The organism is Lachnoclostridium sp. An14 (assembly GCF_002160755.1).
Lineage (GTDB): Bacteria > Bacillota > Clostridia > Lachnospirales > Lachnospiraceae > Lachnoclostridium_A.
This window is the reverse complement of the sequence record NZ_NFLE01000013.1, coordinates 1-17,997: the sequence shown is the minus strand read 5'-3', so window position 1 is coordinate 17,997 and position 17,997 is coordinate 1. Positions and strand designations below refer to the sequence as shown.

The 17,997-nt window shown below is 54.6% G+C and carries 11 protein-coding genes and 2 tRNA genes; all 13 read right to left on the bottom strand.

What is annotated here, in order from left to right:
* Positions 1 to 147: 147 nt before the first annotated feature.
* On the bottom strand, positions 148 to 1,839 hold the full coding sequence (locus B5E84_RS09150) for a glucosyltransferase domain-containing protein (RefSeq protein WP_162612834.1): 1,692 nt from the start codon (positions 1,837 to 1,839) through the stop codon (positions 148 to 150).
* A 649-nt stretch (positions 1,840 to 2,488) separates the two neighbouring features.
* Positions 2,489 to 2,559 (bottom strand) — tRNA-Gly (locus B5E84_RS09145).
* A gap of 284 nt (positions 2,560 to 2,843) precedes the next feature.
* A complete protein-coding gene (locus tag B5E84_RS09140) occupies positions 2,844 to 3,575 on the bottom strand; it encodes an amino acid ABC transporter ATP-binding protein (protein WP_087221939.1) in 732 nt (243 codons plus the stop codon).
* Positions 3,565 to 4,245 (bottom strand): amino acid ABC transporter permease, encoded by a 681-nt coding sequence (locus B5E84_RS09135; protein WP_087222101.1) that lies wholly within the window; start codon positions 4,243 to 4,245, stop codon positions 3,565 to 3,567. The genes B5E84_RS09140 and B5E84_RS09135 overlap by 11 nt, the downstream gene beginning before the upstream one ends.
* Positions 4,246 to 4,408: 163 nt before the next feature.
* Positions 4,409 to 5,260 (bottom strand): transporter substrate-binding domain-containing protein, encoded by an 852-nt coding sequence (locus tag B5E84_RS09130; protein ID WP_087221937.1) that lies wholly within the window; start codon positions 5,258 to 5,260, stop codon positions 4,409 to 4,411.
* A gap of 314 nt (positions 5,261 to 5,574) precedes the next feature.
* Entirely contained in the window at positions 5,575 to 6,813 is a 1,239-nt protein-coding gene (locus tag B5E84_RS09125) for an NAD(P)-dependent oxidoreductase (RefSeq protein ID WP_087221935.1), read from the bottom strand.
* Positions 6,814 to 7,007: 194 nt separating this feature from the next.
* Positions 7,008 to 13,832 carry a SpaA isopeptide-forming pilin-related protein gene (locus tag B5E84_RS09120; protein ID WP_087221933.1) on the bottom strand — a complete coding sequence of 2,275 codons (6,825 nt, stop codon included), beginning with the start codon at positions 13,830 to 13,832 and terminating at the stop codon, positions 7,008 to 7,010.
* A gap of 12 nt (positions 13,833 to 13,844) precedes the next feature.
* Entirely contained in the window at positions 13,845 to 15,119 is a 1,275-nt protein-coding gene (locus tag B5E84_RS09115) for a hypothetical protein (protein WP_087221931.1), read from the bottom strand.
* Entirely contained in the window at positions 15,119 to 15,757 is a 639-nt protein-coding gene (locus B5E84_RS09110; protein WP_087221929.1) for a hypothetical protein, read from the bottom strand. The genes B5E84_RS09115 and B5E84_RS09110 overlap by 1 nt, the downstream gene beginning before the upstream one ends.
* 18 nt (positions 15,758 to 15,775) lie before the next feature.
* Positions 15,776 to 16,582, bottom strand: coding sequence for a SipW-dependent-type signal peptide-containing protein (locus B5E84_RS09105; protein ID WP_087221927.1), 807 nt, complete (start codon positions 16,580 to 16,582; stop codon positions 15,776 to 15,778).
* Entirely contained in the window at positions 16,579 to 17,133 is a 555-nt protein-coding gene (locus B5E84_RS09100) for a signal peptidase I (RefSeq protein ID WP_087221925.1), read from the bottom strand. Before B5E84_RS09100 ends, B5E84_RS09105 begins: the two co-directional genes overlap by 4 nt.
* 131 nt (positions 17,134 to 17,264) lie before the next feature.
* On the bottom strand, positions 17,265 to 17,555 hold the full coding sequence (locus tag B5E84_RS09095) for a helix-turn-helix domain-containing protein (protein WP_087222099.1): 291 nt from the start codon (positions 17,553 to 17,555) through the stop codon (positions 17,265 to 17,267).
* Positions 17,556 to 17,721: 166 nt separating this feature from the next.
* Positions 17,722 to 17,793: transfer RNA gene (locus B5E84_RS09090), tRNA-Glu, on the bottom strand.
* Positions 17,794 to 17,997: the final 204 nt, after the last annotated feature.

Sequence of the window (17,997 nt, the reverse complement as noted above, 5' to 3'; positions counted from 1 at the left end):
AAATTTTTTCGTTTTGCAAGATACCGGGCTCAAAAGTCGGAAATCCGCGCACAGGGCCTGCGGCCCGCCCACGGGAAATGTTCCGCCTTTAAGACCGGTTGTACCTTGTGGGGAATGGGCGCAGGCGCCGCTTTTAAAGGAAATTTTCTATTCCTCCCCCAATTTTACCGCCACCACGCCTTCGCTCACTTCCCAGACGCTGTCCTTTGCCGGCCAGATGGGACGGCCCTTTGCCTGTGCCACGGCGTTTTCATAGGACTGGGTATTCACCGGGCCGTATTCTAGGCCCATGGCCCGGCCAAGGCCATTTTCCGTAAAGATCCGGCCGGTCACTCCCAGGATGTCGTCCTCCCAGTTAAAGTAGGAATAGCCAATGGTATCCCCTGTGAGGCTGTCCGGAGACAGGACGGGATCCCGTTTGCCCACCAGAAGGATCATCACCTGGGACATATCCTCCGTGTCCGCCACTTCCTCCGCCCGGCTGTAGATCCGGTTCAGCAGCTGCTGATCGTTTCGGCTCACCTCCGCCGCCGTGCGGAACAATCCCGTGGTCACCTGGGCCTGATCCACGGCGATCACCGCGCAGAGAAGGCAGGCTGCCCATTTCAGCCAGGGAAGGGCCGGAGGACGTTTCCCAGTTCCGGCTTTGCAAGATGGAACGGCTGCAGCTGATCTGGGCACGGAATCCCCAGGTTCTGCCTCCGTTCCCCTCTTTTCACAAGGCTCCTTTTCGCAGGATTCCTTTTCGCGAAGTTCCGGCCACGGGGCCGTCAGGTAGCTGCACCAGAAGGCCAGGGCCAGGGGATAAACCAGCTGCGCTCTGGCCGGCTGGTAGTAGCCGGTGGCCACTGTCAGGTAAAAGGGGGATGCCGCCACCATCGCCAGGCTGAACCAGGCGCACAGCTTTCGCTCCAGGGATCCGGGCAGCCGGACAATCCGCCAGCCCGCCGCCAGGGCAAACACCGCCAGCACTGGCGCGGTCCACGGGTGGTAAAAAATCTCCGTACTCTTTAAGATCCTGGTCACGTCATTTAAAATGTAGTGCAGGCAGACCCGGATCCCCTCGCCCCAGTGCATCTGTCCCTCCACATAGGCGGAGTAGGAGCCGGTCACCGCCTTTACCGCCGCGGAAAGACCGGCATAGAGGGCCATGGTGAGCCCGAAGGCCGCCGCCGAGCGAATCCCGGAAACAAGCCATGTTTTCTCTCCCTTCGCCTCTGTCACCCGCAGGAAATACGCCATGGCAAACAGGGCCACCTCCATGGCGGCCAGCACCTGATACGTGCCTGCCGCCCACGCCCCTAAAAGAACGCCTGTCGCCAGCCACCAGACCTTCCTTCTCTCCCAGGCCCACTGTTCCATGGAGAATACCGCCGCAGCCGCCAATCCCATGGCAAAGGCCACTGGAAACGCCTGCAGCGTAAAGTGAAACTGCTCCGCAAAACAGGGGCCAGTGAGGAAAAGGGCGGGAAGAATCCCGCAAAACGTCCGGTAACGCCGGTCTTCCCCGCACCAGGTCCAAAGGGCGAAGGACAGCACCACTCCCGCGGCGATCAGCGCCAGCAACATCATCAGATTTTCCGTAAAGGGCACCAGACGCTGAAAACCAAACAGTTTTTTCGTAAATACCAGTCCAAAACGCCCGATTCCGATCCAGGAGTCCAGCATCTCCTGCTGGTTATTGAGCATAATTTCCGTGTCGATGGAAAGGTCTTCCTCCACCAGCCGGATCCCGTATACAAACACTGCCGCAAACACCGTCAGCCAGAGGCCGCGGCCACATTCCGCGGTGAAGGAATCCCACCGTTCTTTCCATTTCTTTCGATTTTCTGCCAGCAAGAGCTGTCCTCCTTTCTTTGGTTGAGGTATGAGGTTGACGCTGCGACGGATGCCGCAGAGCAAATGGGTACTGCGAAATTTGTAGGGATGATGAGGGGGCGGAGGGAGGATGCCTTTTCTTTCCTGCTTTTCTGCGAAGGGGGCGAAGGGGGAGGGCATGGGCTGGCGAAGGTTCCCTCTGGCTTGCGGGCATTCCTTCTGGCTGGCGAAGGTTCCCTCTAGCTTGCGGGATTCCTTCTGGCTGGCGAAGGTTCCCTCTGGCTGGCTGGCATTCCCACTGGCTGGCGGAGTCTTCTTCTTATTTGCGGAGGTTCACTCCAGCTTGCGGGATTCCTTCTCGCTTGCGGAGGTTTCCTCTGGTTGGCGAAGGTTCCCTCTGGCTTGCGGAGGCTCCTTCTACTAATTTACAGAGGCTTTCTCCGGTTGACGGAGATTCTCTCTGGTTTGCGAAGGTCCCTTCTAACTTGCCGGCATTCCCTCTGGCTTGCGGAGATTTCCTCTTGTCTGCAAAGATTCCCTCTGGCTCGCAGACATCTCCTCTATTCCCTCTGACTTGCGGACATTCCCACAGACCCGGAAAAGGCAAAAACTTCCTGTAAAACGAAGAAAAAACCCTTGATAGCTCAAGGGTTCCTCTCATAATTTCGAAAGCAGATGACGGGAATCGAACCCGCCTCCTCAGCTTGGGAAGCTGATATTCTACCGATGAACTACATCTGCCTGTTTCAAGAACAGTTTTTATTATACCATAAAATCCGGATTTGGCAAGCAGAATTTTACGGGAGCCGGATTTTTTTAGCTTTAGCTTTTTACCTTAGCTTTTTACAGCGGCAATTTTTACGAAACCTTTTACGGGAACCGGATTTTTCGGTTTGACGTTTTGTGCCTTTTTCCTTTATCACACCAGGTTTCGGGACAGGCGCTTTCACGGGAGTCCCGCGAAACGCCCCTATGTCCGAAATTGCTCCGGAACTTCCCAACCTTACCAGCCCTCGTCCCGCTGCTTACAACACCTTATTGAGGAAACTGATGGTCCGCTCCTCCTTGGGATGGCCGAATACCTCCTCCGGGGTGCCTTCCTCCACAATATAACCGCCGTCCATAAACACTACCCGGTCCGCCACTTCCCTGGCAAAGCCCATCTCATGGGTCACCACCACCATGGTCATTCCGTCCGCGGCCAGCTGTTTCATTACCTCCAGCACCTCTCCCACCATCTCCGGATCCAGAGCGGAGGTGGGCTCGTCAAACAGCATGATGTCCGGATTCATGGCGAGAGCCCTGGCAATGGCCACACGCTGTTTCTGGCCGCCGGAAAGCTGGGCCGGGAAAGCGGACGCCTTGTCAGACAGCCCTACTTTTTCCAGAAGCTCCATGGCCTTGTCCCTGGCCTCGGCCTTTGTCATTTTCTTAAGCTCCACCGGAGCGATGGTGATATTATCCAGCACCGTCAGATGAGGAAACAGATTGAAGTGCTGAAACACCATTCCAATGTTTTCCCGGATTTTATTTAAATTGATCTTTTTATCTGACATGGCATGGCCATCCACCAGTACCACGCCGTCCGTGATGTCCTCCAGACGGTTCAGACAGCGCAGAAAGGTACTCTTTCCCGATCCGGAGGGACCGATGAGGCAGACCACCTCTCCTTCTTCCACTTCCATATTAATATCCTTTAAAACCTCAAGATGGCCAAAGGTTTTCTTCAGGTTCTTTACCACGATCTTATTTGCCATAAGACACCCGCCTTTCCATGATTTTTGCCACTCTGGACAGAATGGTGCAGATTACCAGATAGAACAGAGCGATCGTCACCCAGATTGCCATGGAGCGGGCCGCTGCATTCGCTGTTAAGATATTTCCTCGTTTCGTAAGCTCGGACACTCCGATTACAGATACCAGGGAGGTATCCTTCAGGGAGATGATAAACTGGTTGATAATGGACGGGAGCATCGTCCGGAACGCCTGGGGAAGAATGATCTTCTGCATGGATTTCGCATAGGACATTCCCAGGCTTCTGGCCGCCTCCATCTGTCCTTTATCTACGGACTCGATTCCGCCGCGGATGATCTCCGCCATATAGGCGCCTGCGTTCAGGCTCAGGGTCACTGCCGCCGCCGCAAAGGAGCCGCCGTAGTTCGCCCACATAAATCCCATGGGACGCAGCATCTGGCCGATGCCGTAGTAAATGATCATGGTCTGTACCATCAGCGGCGTGCCGCGGATAATGTCGATGTAAATATCTGCCAGGATCTTCAGCGGTTTCTTTCCAGACACCTTAAGCAATCCAAAAATCACACCGATGATGGTGGCAAAAAATAAGCTTACCACCGTCAGTTTCAGAGTCTCTCCCAGCGCCGCCAGCAGCACAGGGAAATTCTTCGCCAGAATATCTGCGATCTGTATCATGGTCCTTTACCTGCTTTCCTCAGTTTTTCTGCCGTGAACACCGGAAAACGAAATCCGCAGTTTCCGCTCTCCGCTGCCCATGGCCATTTTTTGAAAACCGCACGGAAAGTCCGGGGGCCGTACCCCCGAACTCTCCGCCGGACTTCAGATTCACTTTTTATTACTTCTTAATATAAGTATCAATGATCTCGTCGTACTTTCCGCTCTCTTTTAAGTTCGCAAGGCCGGCGTTGATCATCTCGATCAGCTCCGCGTTCTGGCCCTTCATCACTGCGATGCCGTAGTTATTGGCAGACTCCAGCTTATCTAACAGTTTCAGATCCATGCCCTGGCTGATCTCGTAGCCCATAACCGGGTAGTCCTCAAAGCAGGCTACAGAGTTTCCTGCCATTACATCCTGATACATCATTGCGGAGGTGTCGAACTGTACTACCGTAAAGCCGTACTCCTCTGCGATGGACTCCGCAAACTTGCAGCCCTCCGTACCGGTCTTAGCAGCCACCTGCATTCCTGCGAAATCGCTGTAATCCGTCGCCTCGGAGGTGGAAAGAACTGCGCAGCCTACGCCGGACTCAAAGTAGGGATCAGAGAAATCGTATAACTCCTCTCTCTCAGGAGTGATGGACATTCCCGCGATCACCGCGTCAGCGGCGCCGGTCTCCATAGCCATAACTGCCGCGTTAAAACCTACTACCTGAAGCTCGTAGGTGAAACCCTGATCCTCAGCGATTGCCTTTAAAAGATCCAGGTCGATTCCCACCATCTCTCCGTTCTCATTCTCAAACTCGAAAGGCTTGAAAGTAATATCCGTTGCGATCTGATAAACTTTATCAGATGCGGCGTCTGCTGCCTCGGTATCATCTGCCGCAGCCTCCGTGCTCTCTGCTGCCGTATCTGCCGCTGTGGTGTCCGCTGCCGGAGCTGCCGTCGTCCCGGCGTCCGTGCCGCCGCCACAGCCTGCCATAGATGCTGCCATTACTGCCGCTAAAGTGAGTGCTGTCCATTTCTTCATAATCGTTTTCCTCCTCATTGATCTCCGTTTTACGAAGTATTTTGCTGGAATTTGGAAAAAGTCCACTCCCCGGCGAGATCTCCCATACACCGGAAATATCGTTCGGACTGAGCCGCAGCCGTAAAGAAATCCATTTCCATGCTGCGCGGAGCGCGCCTCCTTGCGAAACATTTTTATTTAACAGGAAACGCTCTTTCCTGTTAAATAAAAAGGACGCACTTTCTCCAGTAGCGTCCCCTTCGACCTTTTCCTAACCATTGACCAAACTATATCACACAGAAACGCTAAAGTCAAGGAATTGTATCAACTACAACTTAAAAGTTGTGATTCTGCTGTTTTTTGGCTTTCATATAGGAATCCATGGCATCTGCCACTTTCTTGGAATATTCCACAGCCTGCACCACCGTCTTTGCCCCCAAAACCACATCTCCGGAGGCAAAAATTCCTTCTACCGTGGTTTCGCCGTTCTCCGTAGTTTCCAACAGCCCGTTTGAGGTGGCCTTCAGACCTTCCGTGGTGTTTACCAGCTTATCCTTTGGTCCCTGACTCACGGAAATAATCACAGAGTCCGCGTACACCTGCTCCGTCTCCTGGGAGTATCCCGCAATATTTCCCTCCTCGTTCCGGTAAATCTCCCGAAACACCGGACCGTCGTCATTAATCTCCTGTATCGCCTTGTTGAAACGGAACATAGCCCCCTCCAGTTTCGCGTAGTCCGTTTCGTGCTGGCTGGCGCTGCTGGCCTCTCCCCTGGCGTATAAGGTCACCTCCCTGGAACCGTGGCGCAGGGCTGTCCTGGCCACATCCATGGCAGAATTTCCCATGCCGATGATGGCTACACGGTCCCCTAAGCTGTAGACGTCTGGATTTACCAGGTAGTCGATGGCAAAGTGGACGTTTCCCAGGGACTCTCCTTTTACCCCCAGAGTTTTGGGACGCCATACTCCGGTGCCGATAAAGATGCTCTCATAGCCGTCCCGAAACAGATCCCTGATTTCCAGGGCGCCGCCGATGGTGGTATTGGGGCGGATGCGGATGCCGATGGATTCCAATTTTTTCTGATACCGCTCCAAAATGGTTTTCGGCAGCCGGAAATCCGGGATTCCATACTGAAGAACTCCTCCGATCCGCTCCCTGGAGTCAAAAATGGTCACGCTGTAGCCCTTTTTGGTTAAAAGGATGGCGATGGTGATGCCGGCAGGGCCGGCGCCGATCACCGCCACCTTTTTTCCGTTCCGGGGCTGGCATTCCACGCGGATTCGCTCAAAGTAGGTGTTGGAAATATAGTTTTCAATGCTGCTGATGTGAACCGGGTGACCCTTTCTTCCCAACACGCAGTGGCCTTCGCACTGATTTTCATGATTGCACACCAGAGAACACACCAGGGACATGGGATTGTTGTCAAACAGCATATAGGCTGCTTCTTCCAGCCGTTCCTCCCGCAGAGCCCGGATCATATCCGGAATGGGGGTATGAACGGGACATCCCTCCCGGCACAGTGGTTTCTTACACTGCAAGCAGCGATTTGCCTCATCTATTACGTGTACTGCCATAGCGATCTCCTCCTTGAATCTTGTACTTTGTTTGTATTTTGTATACAATATGTTTCTGTTACAATCATAGCACATTTCGCAGGAGGCAGCAACCGCGCTTATTCAATTTTTCTGCATTTTTTTGCAAACAGCTTGACAGATTTTTCACGGGTTTTAGTGGAATTGATCCAGTATTTACGGGGTTTTTCTCCATTTTATGACGCAGGAGTAAACTTTCCGTATGCAGTCCATGTGCCATTCCATGCAGGTTTGTTGGCCGGACACTTGTAATACATAAACTCGGTGTTGCAGGAATCCGGATACACAAATCCGCTGCCGTAAGTGATGGCCGAAAGATTCTGGCTGTTGGAAAACATATCCTGCATGGTGGTGACCTTTTGGGTGGAAAAGCTGCTTAAATCCAAGGTTTTCAGGTTCTTGCAGTCCGCGAACATCCGGGACATGATCGTCACATTTGACGTGTCCACTCCCGTCAGCCGGATCTCCGTCAGATTTTCACAGCCGTTGAACATACTGGCGGTGTTGGTCATTTCAGAGGTGTTGAACATGGTCAGATCTACCTTTGTGAGGCCGTCCATGTTGTTAAACACATAGTTGGCTCTGGCATTCAGACGAATGTCATTACTTTCACATACCAGATAGAGGGTTCCCGATGTCTCCTCGAAGTACGCCAGCACCTCCGCCGGACTGCCGCTCTCCGATACCAGTACCGTTTTGGCTCCTTCCGGGGCTGAATTTGCAACGGCGATGTTTCGGATCGCCGTGTTTGCCGTACCAAAGGAACAGGAGACTCCGGTAGACAGTTCCTTTACGGTCTCGTTAAACTGCATCCCCGGTATCAGCACGCCGTAGAGCTGCTGCCAGTTGGCCGTGTAGGAGCGGTTTCCCGTACTTCCTTTTCGGATTATGACCTGCGTCTGAGGATACGTGCCATTGGATCCTGTCCAGCCAGTGAACCGGTATCCCGCTCTCACCGGTGTCGGTAGCAGGAAATCGGCAGTCTCCGCCGTGTAGGACGTTTTCTGCCCGGCTATGGTTCCTCCGTTTAATTGGTAGGAAATGGTATAGGTGACCGGGGTCCAGCAGGCTGTAAACTCCTTATTTCCCACACTTCCCCGCTCAACGCTCACGGTTTTCTGGGGCGTCCCGCCGTTGGAGCCTGTCCAGCCGGCAAAGGTATAGCCGTCCCTCTGAGGCTGAGGAAGATAGAAGGTCTCCGTCTCCACGGTATACTCGGTTTTCTGACCCGACAGGGTGCCTCCCTCCAAATGATAGGTCACACGGTAGGGAATGGGCGTCCATTTCCCGTAGAGATCCACCTTCTGCCGGTCCTGATTTTCATAGGAATCTCCCGGCTGATAACCGGTTCCCGCAAAATCTGCCGTCTCGTACCAGCCGTCAAACTGGTACCCCGCCGGCTCCTCCGGCGTCAACAGCCAGGTTGTCCCATACCGCACCAGTTCCTCCACTGGTTCCGTATTCTTTCCAAAAGGATTGTGATACACCATAGTGTACACGGCCCGGTCCGCCCTGGCCTCCACCTGAAAGCTGCCGCTCCGCCTCGTCCCCTTTTCCTCGTAGGACACCTGTACCTGATAGGCATAGGGAGCTGCCGTTCCCTGCCCCTCCAGATATTCCGGCTCCAGGCGGTATTCTTTCCAGGAAAGCACTCTGGAAATGTTCCCCTGAGAGTCCTCTCCATCGTAATATGCCGTGACAGTCAGATAGGATTCCAGAAAATCCCGGTTTCCCGCCAGCTGCAGTCTGCCGTCCGCAAAGAGTTCCGTCACATCCTCCGGCCCGGTGTACTCCACCTCCAGATAGGTGAGGCTTCGCTCTTTCTTCACCACATTCACCGCATTTGCCGTATGGGAAACCTTCTGCCACTCCGTCAAATGGTTCTCAAACACAGCCTCTGCCTCCGTATAGCCGCAAAGATCTGCCACGGCACTTCCCTGGCCAACGTCTATATCCCGGATATGGGTTCCCGATATATGTTCCAGCTCATAGCGCACCGTATCCAGCTCCGTGATCCGGTATCCGTTTTCGTCAGAGGCCTCGATGTTTTGGAGCGTTACAGAGCCGGTCTGCTCCCCTTCTCCCAGGACAATCTGCCGGTACCAGGTATGTTTGACCCCAGTCCCGTCCTTTCCTTCAATGCGGTACAAAAAGGTGGGGGTTCCGTAGGGCTGATAAACATCCTCCGCTCCGATCTGCTTTACAATGGTCAGAGAAGTCCGCCGGACTTCGTCCTCCCCCTCCAGCAGCTGCGTAATGTGGCAGTTGTCCCGGTTCACGGAAAACCGCAGTTTTTCCTCCGAAACCCCATAGGGCTCCGGGGCAGACAGTTCCTGCAGATAATAGGAACCCCAGGGAATTTCCTCAAACAGCGCCTCTCCCTTTTCATCAGTGGTCTGTTTCTGAACGCACACGCCTTCCCCATTGTACAGCCCGTACACCGCCCCGGGAATCACCGTCTCCCGGTCGCCTTTTTTGTATTTCACCAGTCTTACCGTTCCCTTTTCCCTGGAGTTGACTGCTGTCACCGTCACAGGGACACGCACGTGGCCGGCGTCAATGACAAAGGAAAGGGATTCCTCCGACGGCTCATAGCCCTTCGGAGCTCCGGTTTCCCGCAGTTCATAGGTTCCCCACTCCAGAACCGGTTCTCGCAGACTTCCCACTTCAATCAAGCCAAATTCATCCGACACCAGTCCTTCCATGTACAGGGCTCCGTCCTTGTACAGATCAAAGACAGCTCCTGCCACCGGCACCCCTTCCTCGTCTACCTTTTTCAGAAGAATGGCTCCTTTTTTTCGGTCATTTTCGTGTTCCAGCTCCAGCACCATCCCGGCAGTCTCCGCATCCAGACGAAACTCCACCTGGTTCTCCTCCGGGAGCTGATAGCCTTCCGGCGCTCCGATCTCCTCCAGTCTGTAGTCTCCAAATTTCAGGTCTTCTATGAATAGTTCTCCCGTCCGGTCCGTCTTGTAGATACCCATGTCCACATCCCCATCCGGCCCTTCCCGTTTCAGGGAGTATACGGCACCAGCCAGCTTTTCGCCATTTTCCCGGTCGGATTTTGTGAGGCGGACTGCCGCGGTCTGCTCCTCGTCTGTGGTCTCCAGCAGGATCTCCTCCAGGACATTTCCGCCGTATACGGTAAACTCAATCCGCTCCTCCCTCAACTCATAGCCGGGAGCTGGCTCTTTTTCCAGAAAGTAGTAGGATCCCCATTCCAGTTTCTCCGCAGTGAGCCTGCCGTCCCTGTCTGTCGTGTAAGTCCCCCGAAGGTTTCCCAGGCTGTCGTAAAGCTCATACACAGCCCCTGAAACAGTCTTTTCCGGCTGATCCCCGTCACGCTTTTCCAAGGTCACCGTTCCGTAGCTTCTGTTTTCCATCTCCAGCCTCACAACAAGAGACTTTGCTCCCACCGTGAAATACCGTCTCGCGCTGCCGTAGAGATAGTGGCCTTCCGGAGCTTTTATCTCCTCCAGGTAGTAGTCTCCCCACTCCAGGTTTTCTACGGTCAGTTCCCCGTTCTCATCCGTTTTCAGCCCTTTCTCCACAAGGGTTCCGTCGGTTTTGCAAAGGCGAAATTCCCCTCCGCTCAAGCGGATCGTAGAATCGGAGGCATCTTTTTTTATCAGCTTTACGGCTCCTGGGATCCGGGGATCTTTCACGGTGATCCGGTTCAGGCCCACTTCCAGGGTTACTTCCTGATCCGGCGCTTTCTCATATCCCTGAGGCGCCTTTGTCTCCCGCAGGGTATAGGTTCCCGTCTTGACATCTTCCGGTGCCATTCCATTTTCCGTGATGACCGCCGCCCGGCTGCCATCTTTCTCCAGCAGCTCAAATTCAAATCCGGACAGTTTTTCCCCGGACACTTCGTCCACCTTTTCCACGGCTGCCGTCCCTTTGGGATGATCCAGTTTCACCGCGACAGGATTGGATTCCAGGGCGTCCTCCCGCCCCGTAGCCTGAAAGGTAATCGAAAACCCGTTCACCGCCTGTTTTCCCACCAGGGCATCCTGCGCCTCCGGCGCCGTCATGTGCAGATCCACCCAGACATCCTGGGAAGGTTTCATCCTCTCCTGTTCAAAGGACACGGCAACGGCCGTAATCGCCGCCCGATCAGGAGGCAACTCACGGCTCCAGTTTCCGCTGTCCAGCGTTCCGGGAACCTCTGCCGTGGAATACCAGACCACCGGCCCCAATCCCAGCGCCTCCGCGCGGGAGGTATCCACCGTTTCCAAAACGCCTCTCCACTGGCTGCGGCTCCCGTCCTGGGCCACTCCCCGCTCCAGTTCGTCATAAATCACTACATGGGCTGCCGGCGTGCCCGTATTTTTCAGATTCAGGCGGTAGGTATATCTGTGCTGAAAATACGCCCAAAGATCCCTGTATTCCCCGTTTTCCGCCATATTCGTCCAATAGTTTCCGTAGGTCCTGGGCGTACTCACAAACTTCTTCAGCTCGATCTGAGTGGCCATTACCTTGGCAATGGACGCGGAACAGCTGTGAAACACAAGCGCCTGATCGGTTTCTCCATCGCCGTTGATGTCGCTCCATGCCTCGTCACTGAAAGCGGTACCGTCGTCCAGGCCGTTTTTGCCGGTGCCGTAAGCGCTGCTCCCTTTTCCGTCGCTGTCCAGCAGCTGTTCTGCCCCGATCACATAGGAGGTTCCGTACTGCTCCAGATCCTCAAAGGCCACCAGCAGCGGCACCTGAAACACCGCGTAAGCCGTGGAATCCGGGCAGCTCACCGGTATATGAGCGTAGTCAAACCGCCCTTTTACCAGAGTTCTCCCCGTGTGATTGTAATTGTCCGTGATTTGAAGGGAAAATCCATCCTTTAACGCCGTCTGATCCAGGCGGCTGCCAAATTCGTCGAAAAACCCGCCGATCAGGCTCACTGTCCCGTCCCGGGTCCGGTCCACCGTCACTCCGGCAGGCAAAAGGGAATACACTTCCCAGCCCTTCAGATCCTCCGCCCGGTAAAATTCCGAGCGAAAGCTGGCCTGGGCCTGATACCCCTGTTCGCCTCCTTCAAACTCCCCCACGGAAACCTTCACATCGTGATAAACGGTGTCAGACTCGTAGGGATAATCGTAATACCACCGTTGCACCAGCAGTCCATAGGTGTCCAGATCCCGTTTCCGCACTCGCTCCCCGTCGGATCCCAGATAGGAATCATCAAACACCGTATTATGATGAACGCCTCCGTATTCCACGATCAGCCCATCATTGTTGCGGATCACGCCGCTCTCCATAACCGGTTTGCGGGGATTTAAGTGAAACTTCACATTCAGTCGGATGTCGAACTGGTTGATATAGAGGGACTCCTTCACATCGCGGATGCGGATGAAAAAGCGGTTAGTCCCCTGGGGGAAACGGTAAGTATGGGCATTTCCATCAACGGGGAACGCTGCTGCCGCCTCTGCGTGGCGGTCCGTTCCCAGGACGATCTCCACTGTGTACTTTCCGCTCTCCACGGGAAATCCGTTGGCATTGGTGAAAGACGTTCGGGAGGGAATGGTGACATCCACCAGCTCGTACTCCTCGTCCCCCAGCTGGCGGAAGGATCCGTCCGCCCCGGTGATGTCAATAAAATCGTCGCAGAGGTACAGATCCATGGACGGGGCCCGGCCCTCCGCAAAGAGCATCCGCTCCACCCCCTGTACGTCGTCCTCCTCCGGAATCTCATAACTCTCCCACTGTGACGGACTGGCCATGGACAGTTCCAGAACCGGTGAGATGTTTCCCAGGGGTTCCGTCTCATCCAGTCGTTCCGAAAGGGCTGCCGTCCTGTTTTCCGACGGGCTAGCCACTTCCAGATCCCACTCCGGGGCAGTCGCGAAAAGAGCATTTGAAAACGCCGCCGTCTGGACAGGATGTCTGGCAATGGCCATCAAAGTATAGTCCAGAACCTGACCCTGATACAGCCGCTCCCGTTTCACCGCATCGGCGCCTTCTAAAACCCACCCTCCTTTTCCTACCCAGTAGAGGTTCCCGTTATAGACAAAGCCGTAGTCATTGGGAATGACGGCCGTCCTGTCCTCCGCCAACAGCACCTCCTTTTCCCTGTCCAGATACGTTCCGTACAGAGAGAAGGTCTGTTCCACCTCTGTTCCTCCAAACTTTTCTTTGGGATAGGCAATATACACATTCTGATAAGCCCCGTAGGAAAACCGGTAGCGATTCCCTCCCAAGCGTTCAAAGGTTCCGTCTCCCACCCGTTTCAGCTCTGCCCCTTCCGGCAGTTCTACCGTATAGTACTTGTTCTTTGCGGCGCGGGAGCGCTCCGAAATGGTTTCTTTTACCCCGTAGCGTACCCAATAGTAGCTGTTGGCATCTTCCCCAAGGCCATCCGGGCCTTCCAGGGCGTTGGCCTGGGCCTCCAGCGCAAAGGTGTCCTCCCTGGAAGTGAACGAAAAACGGATCCCATTGGTGAGAGCCGTCTCTCCTCCTCTCTCCAGCACCGCCTGTATGGTCTGCCCGTAGCCGTCTGTCACCTCTCTGGAATTCAGATTCCACACCAGCTGGAATACTCCCGCAAGACTGGTCTCTCCCTCCACAGCCTTCTCATTGGTAAATACGTAGGTATCTGTGGTAGCCTCATAAGTATAGCCCCAAATCCGTTCCCCTTCCCCGCTGCCTGCCGTGCTCTCCGCCCTTTTTACGGAATCCCGACACGCCATACCGATTCCCGGCACGCGGATCCGGATGCTGTTCGCGGGAATTCCCTCAAAGCTCCTGTTTTCGTCACTCCGGTAATGGACCTGCAAAACCAGCGTCTTTTCTTCCTCTCTGGAGGCATTCCAGTTCAGCACATCTGCCGAAGAACCGCTAGCCCACTGAATCCACACTTTAAAGCCGGAAATCTCCGCCACAGACGCCGCCTTCACCGCCGGTACCGGAACCACTGCCAGGGCGAGGGCCAATGCCCCCGCCAAGATCCGTTTTCCCAGACGGCAAAGCCGAAGGCTCCGCCGGCCTTTCTCCTCTTTTCTTCCCATTCTCCCCTCCTTCTACCGTTTCTTTCCCGGCATGGCGGCAGCCAGCAGCAGAAATCCGCCGGCCAACAAAGACAGCCACAATTCCGGACGGCTGCTGTCGCCCATTTTCGGCAGCAGAGCCTCCACCCACTCCTGGATGACCTCCGGAACGCTCTCCGGCACCTCTTTTCCCGGTTTCGGAACCTGGTTCCCGCCGGAAGGCTTTCCACCGGAAGAACCTCCGCCTCCGCCGGAAGAAGTTCCATACTCCGCGCGGAATATCCATTTTACCTTCGCCTGCTTTACCGCCGAGGAATTGGTCAGCTCCTCCGGCATATGTATCCTGTAAACCAACTCCTCCTGCTCATTCGCTGACAACCCCTCCGCCAGAAGAATCCCAGGTTCCAGCTCCTTTCCCTCTAAAGGCCCGTCATAGAGCAGATCTTCTCCCTTCCAGACTGTCAGCCGCAGCTGTTCCAACAGGCGTTTCCCATCTTCTGACTGTTCCAGCGTTTCCGTCCGGAACCAGATGTCCACCGTTCCCCGGTAGCGGCTCCCCACTGTCACTTCATCCTGCACCGTATCTCCCGGCATCAGCCGGGAAAAATTGTCGAAGAAATCCTCTCCCGTCTTTACAAAGCCCTCAGATCCATTTTCAAAAATTACGGAAAATTCCTGTCGTTCTCCCTCCTCGTCCAGGACATAAGGGCTGTGGACACATTCCTCCACCGGGATCCCAAACCAGGGATCTTCCGTCTCAAAGTCCGGAAACACATGGATCGTCTGAACAGCCTGGGCCGTCACCGTCACGGAAAACCCTTTCCCGCCGGCACTCTCATCCCAGTCCGCCGGTACCGTGAGGGTTTGGAACAGGGAAATTTCTTCTCCCGTCTCCACCGGTTTCCTGTAATAAAAGTAGGCTCCGCACTTTTTCCAGACCGGATCCATTCCGTCCAACATCTCATCGGACATCCCCTCCAGCCCATCCTCCGTGCTGTATTCCACCCGCGCCCGAATCCAAGCTGGTTCTGCCTCATTCCGGATCCGCACGCGCTTGTCCACCTTTTGCCCGGGTACCACCTGTTTCCCGTCCACATAGGGAATCTCCCTTCCCTGTTCGTCCAGCTGAAACTCCTCCAGGGTGATATTCACATCCCCCGTTCCGATCCTGTTTTCCGCCTCCACGGAATAGGAGCGCACGGCGGCCGCGGCAGAAAGGGGATGGATCGGGCACCAAACTGCCGCGGATACCGCCGCCATCGCAGATACCACCAGAGAAAACGGCCATCTTCCTTCTCTCTTTCCCATCACGCCCCTCCTTTCTGCTCCAATCCCTCCAGAATCTGATCCCACGCCTCCCGGTAGTCCGCAGCCTCCACCGCCGTCACTTCCCCGTTTGGCCCGTATTCATGAACCATAGTCTGAACCGACTCGCCATAGACCAGAATCTCAAATTCCGTCACCATATCGCTTTGTTCCTCCGGAACACTGACTTCCACCTGCTCCAGCAACAGCCCTGTTGTCTCTCCCGGTTCCAGGACATCCCGGCAGTAGTAAAAACCATCGTCCCCAAAAATCCACGCACCGCCGGAAAACTCCTCTATGACTGCTCCCCACTCCTCCGCCGGCGCCCGGTTTCCCTCCAGCACATTGGTGCAGAACTGTTTCATATGGGAATCGGAATATTCCAGCCGAACCCGCACATAGCAGGGCACCGGCCCCGTATTGCGCACCTGAACCTTCTTATAAAAGGAGGTATCCTCCCCCGGCGTGATCTCCTCCGGCGGATCGTAGTCCTCGGTGATGGTAATTTCATTGTGCCCCACCGAGAGACGGTTCCGAACCTCCCGCAAATACGTAAAGTAAGCGTACGTCCCCTCAAAGCCGAGAGCCGCCGCCATCAGAAGGGCTCCGGCCGCCATCATCCCTTTTGCGGTTTTCCTCATACTCTCTCCTCATGCTGATCATCTGGTGATGGAACCTCCCGACAGATCCTTTTCTCCGCTGGTGTCCGCCTCCTTCAGACCGTCCTCCACGTCCGTCAGATCCGCAAAGGTGCTGTTCTGCCCAGCGAATACGGCATACACCGCCTTCATCTCCTCCTCCGTCAGGAGCTCTGGATTTTCAATCTCCACGCCCTCAATGGTGGTCTGTCCGTCCCCATTGGTCTCCGCCTGAATGGCATATCCCTTCACCGGGATCTCCAAACTCTGGGAGTCCAGCTGTCCTTCCACCAGATTGATCAGCTTTACCTGGTCGAATACTCCTGGAGTCTCCTCCCCCTTCGCCAGCGGCCTGCTGTAGCCAAACAGATAGGTGCTGTAGCTCCCGTCCGTCTTTGCCTGGTCGGAGCGCAGCAGGCTCCAGCCCTCATTGATGCCTCCCGCCGTATAGATTTCCTTCTCCTCCTCCAGTTTCACTGTGCCGTAGGTGAACAGATCCTGGACGGCGCTGGCCTTCTTGGTCCCGTCCGCGCCCGCCGTCACCACATCCCTGGCCGGGATCTTCACCTCCGCGAATACATAGGCCAGATTCGTCCCTGTATTTTCGATCTTCGGATCTTTATCCAGGCGTTCATTGGGAACCAGCTCCTCGCCGTCTCCCGGATCCCAGCCCGGCTCCTGGAGGTCAATCTGCACCTTTCCCACCGTAAATGTGTTGACATGGGCCTCATTGTCCGTCAGATAAGCCATGGTTCCTCCCAGTGCCAGCGCTCCCATCATCGCGCACACAGCCGCTGTCGCCGCCGTCCTCCGTCCGTATGTTTTCATATGTTTTTCCGCGAAACGTCCGCAGCCTCCATTTCGCTCTCCTTTCCCTTTTTCTTTTTATCTGATGCCCCGTCCCCGGAGCTCGCTGCCTCCAACGCCATGGCTGTCCCATTGAGAAAAATCAGCCAAAGGGATGCGGGCACTGCCATCCACGGCCGCCAAGACGCCACCAGATACCCGATCCACGGAATCTGAAACAGAAATGTGCCCAGCACCTGCGAAGGCTCTACCGGCGCCAGATCCGGCACCTCATTGGCATCTCCCCTGGTGATATAGCTCCCATTTTCCACTCCAACCACGCGGTGGGTCACCACCGGCGCCCCATCGCCCCCATTCAGCCGGTAGGTGATGATGTCTCCCACCTGACACTCCCGGTCTCCCGTATTCACAAACGCCACCGCGCCGGTGTGAACGGCCGGCTCCATGGATCCGGAAATCACAATATAGGGCTCCACACCAAATAGCCGTGGAACCACAAACAGGGATGCCAACAAAAGAGCCAGCATCGTGATCCCGGAAACCAGTTTTCCAAACCACAAAATCAGCCTCATAATACCTCTTTTTCTCTTTGCAACCTACGTTTCTCACATCCTGGAACTGTGGTCCCGATCCTCGGACCTGTAAATGATAAAATCAGATAGATATAAAAGAATAATAGATCAATCAGAATGGATAAAATTTCTCACTGCCTCCGCAGATCCTCAATGAGCTGCCGGATATGGTCGATCTCCCGCTGCCGCAGTCCGGATACGTCCAGCAAAAACCTGCTCTCCGTTTTTTTCTCTCTGCCCAACAGGTAATCGGTGGTCACTCCGAAAAAATCTGCTGCCCGCTCCAACATCTCCACCGATGGCATGATGTTGTCGTTTTCCCAATTACTGATGCTCTGTTTCTGAACACCAAGCTTTTGGGCCAGCTGTACCTGATTCAGCTCCCTGGAACGCCTCAGTCGCTTTAAACGCTCCGCAAACACTGACGAATGCACCTCATTTCCTTTTATGATGATTATAATGGATTTTTTTGAAATGTAAAAATACTGGTATTGTAATATTGGACTTTCAGATTTGCCCTGTGACATGACACAAAAACAAAATGGCCGCCGCTCCAGCAATCTCCTGCTTTTGCGACAGCCTTTTTCGTGACCTATCCGGGAATCGAACCCGGGTTTCCGCCGTGAGAGGGCGGCGTCTTGACCGCTTGACCAATAGGCCGTTTGCTCTTTTGTGCCTCAGCACTTCGGTAGTATAATATATCTTCGGACAAATGTCAACACTTTTTTCTATTATTTTTCAAGAATGTGAAATGTAAAGTTAAATTCTACTCTCACAACCCCGTCTAGCTTTTACCTTTTCACAAATAGCTCTTATCCTTTCACATCTTCCCCATTAGCGATATACTCATACTATTCTTTCTGA